This window comes from uncultured Mailhella sp., assembly GCF_947631555.1.
Lineage (GTDB): Bacteria > Desulfobacterota > Desulfovibrionia > Desulfovibrionales > Desulfovibrionaceae > Mailhella.
Window position 1 is genome coordinate 1 of sequence record NZ_CANRLT010000152.1, and the last position, 2,630, is coordinate 2,630.

4 protein-coding genes are annotated in these 2,630 nt (G+C 60.3%); all 4 read right to left on the reverse strand.

All coding sequences use genetic code 11. The annotated features are described in order from the left end of the window. Positions 1 to 367 precede the first annotated feature (367 nt). On the reverse strand, positions 368 to 961 hold the full coding sequence (locus Q0Z94_RS11745; RefSeq protein ID WP_298069937.1) for a hypothetical protein: 594 nt from the start codon (positions 959 to 961) through the stop codon (positions 368 to 370). Between the two features lie 15 nt (positions 962 to 976). Next, on the reverse strand, positions 977 to 1,951 hold the full coding sequence (locus tag Q0Z94_RS11750; protein ID WP_298069939.1) for a DUF932 domain-containing protein: 975 nt from the start codon (positions 1,949 to 1,951) through the stop codon (positions 977 to 979). 165 nt (positions 1,952 to 2,116) lie between these two features. Continuing rightward, complete coding sequence (locus tag Q0Z94_RS11755) at positions 2,117 to 2,344, reverse strand: helix-turn-helix domain-containing protein (protein WP_298069965.1); 228 nt, start codon at positions 2,342 to 2,344, stop codon at positions 2,117 to 2,119. A 4-nt stretch (positions 2,345 to 2,348) separates the two neighbouring features. After that, on the reverse strand, positions 2,349 to 2,630 hold a 282-nt coding region (locus tag Q0Z94_RS11760), incomplete at its 5' end, for a BRO family protein (protein WP_298069967.1).

Consider the following 2,630-nt stretch of genomic DNA (forward strand, 5'->3'; position numbering starts at 1 on the left):
CTTTCTCTACCTAGCTTAACAACGCCTCACCATTGCGCAGATATTCACCGCGCAGCCCTGCCCTGCCGATACACAGCCATTCCGTGCCTCACGAAGCCTTTTCGTTACTTCACTTCACGATACTCTGCCGTTGCTGCTCACAGCTGCGCCGACCACACCTCGCCCATGCGCGGCCCTGCCTCGCCCTGCTTTGCCGTCGCTACTCACGGCAAGGCCCGCCCGTGCTATTCGTCTCGATTCCATACCTCTGCGAGTCGTTGCGTGGCTTTTCCGTCGCGCCACCGGGCTATCGATACTGTTCCTTACGATGCCACCGCCCAACTAATCTGCACTCAGCTGTTCCACAGCGCAGCGCCGTCGCGGTCGGTCACTGGAGCTCCTCCCAGGTGAAGCGGCCCTTGCCGCTGTTCCGCCACTGGCCGATGCCGGAATACTTACCGTAGTTCAGCCACTCACGGACCAGGTCCTCATGGTCATCACAGAGGCACACGACGGTGAACTCGACCGTCGCCCCGGCGGGGATCTGCTCACTGATGGCGAGGCTCACCCGCTCGCCCTGGGGCGTCTGGGCCCGGAGGGGCCGCTGGCACTCGGTCATTTCCCCGGTAAAGAGAATGGGGATATGGCGGGGCTCCGGGAAGATCAGGCGGTCGATCTCCTTCTTATAGGCTTTGAGCTTCTCGGACTTTGTGCCCTTGACTCTGCGGAGGCCCCCGCAGGTGTCCTTAAAAAAGCCCTTGATCTGGTAGTCATACAGCATGGGGGTGCCGTCCGCCATGCGGGGGAACACGGTCATGCCCTTCTCGACCACGGCATCGGTGCCCAGGGCGGCGACCTCATCCTCCACCGTGGCGGCATCCGGGGCCTTCGAGCCGATAAAGTCACGGTAAACGTCCTCGTTGGCCGGGCTGGTGCCCAGCAGGCCCTCCGTGAAGGTCAGTCTCACTTTGATAGTCTTCATTCTGTGTCGTCCTCCTTACAAGTTGGCCATCTGCCGCCAAAGGGCCGGGGCCATGGTGATGATTTTGTAGCCGGTAGCTTCCAGGTCGGTGGAGCGGTCATAGGAATCCACGTCCTGGGCCTGTCTGGTGACAGCGTTGGCCAGCCCGTAGAGGGAGAGATCTCCGCCGCCGATCAGGTGGCCGAGGATGCCTTTACCCTCCGTCTCGCTGAATCCGTACTCCTTGGACGCCAGCTCCACAACCTGTGGAACGGTGGCAGGCTGCAACTTGGCCTCCGTGGCCTCACGCATCTTGTCCACGATCCGGCTGAAACGGGCTTGGCTGACGGCGGCCCGGATGGAATCCTCCAGCTTCATCAGGAACGCCTTGTCATCGGCCTGGATGGTTTCGTCCCGGTAGATGCTGAAATCATCCTCGGCGGTGTTCGACCGGCCGACATGGTACTTGCGTACAGCGTTGTCCTGGGCAATCATGCCGTTTGAACACACCAGACGGTACACCAGAGGGCTCACGGCCACACTGCCGAGGCCAACCTCGGAGTTGGTGATAACTACGCCCGCCTGCACAATATCGCCCTTGCGGACTTCGGCTGTTGTCCTGGGGTCAACGACCTTGATGTACATGCGGCTGTCCGTCAGCTCACAGCTCTCCACGATGGCGCCAGTAATGGATGCAAAGATGGGGAGAGCAGCACTGGCTATCTCGTAGTTGTCGATGCGCCGGTACCGCTCCGACAGGAGGGCTCTGGCGACACCATCCAGCGTCCGCAGCATCTTAGGGGTACCTGGATTACGAGCGAACCAGCCGTTGACGTTCTGGGCCAGCAGCTCTGGGTAATCCTCCCTCATGCGGTCGTAGTACACGGCGGGAATCTTGAGATGCTGCCCGATCTGCCGGTGGGCGATTTCGTTAATGCCGTAGACCGAGATGCCGGTCTTCTGGTTCCCGACGGTGAGAGATGTACGGTGCTCTTCGGCGTTCATGTGCATCGCTCCGGTATTGACGATGTAATCCTTCTTTGCTGACTGCTGACGGACCAGCTCGTCCGCCAGTTCTTGCAGGGTCTTTCCTACCTTCATGTTCGTATCTCCTTCTGTCTGTGATTTGTTGGCCGCCTCCGGGCGGCTTTTGATGTATTCCGGCTCGACCGTCTCTTACACCCTCCGCCGGCGGATGGTGTCGGTGCCCGTCCGCAGCTTCGGCCGCGCCGGGTGGGTGGCCCGCTCCAGGTACTCCGCGATAGCGTCCTCTGTGATCCAGACTTTGCCGCCGGGCTTGCGCTGGATATAGGCCAGATGGCCGCTGGCCCGCTCAACGTCCAAGGTATCAACAGATATTTGGAGCCGGGCAGCCGCTTCTTTCCGGGACAACAGCGTGCGCATTTTGTCACCTCCTCTCCACGAAGACTTCTCTGTCGGCCCAGTCAGACAGTCTCCGTCCGACCTCCTTGGCCGACAATAGGCATACCCTGCGCAACCCGTTCCTGTTTACGCAGTTGACCAAGGTGTTTTTGAGGGCGATATCTAACTTGCACTTTTCTTCTTCCCGGAGGTACTTTGCCTGATGCTGCGGGTTTTTGTACCCCAGGACGCGGCACACATCCGCGAAAACCATCCATTGCTGGCCCTCACTTTGAACGCACCGGATCAGGTGCTCCTCGAAGGCGCG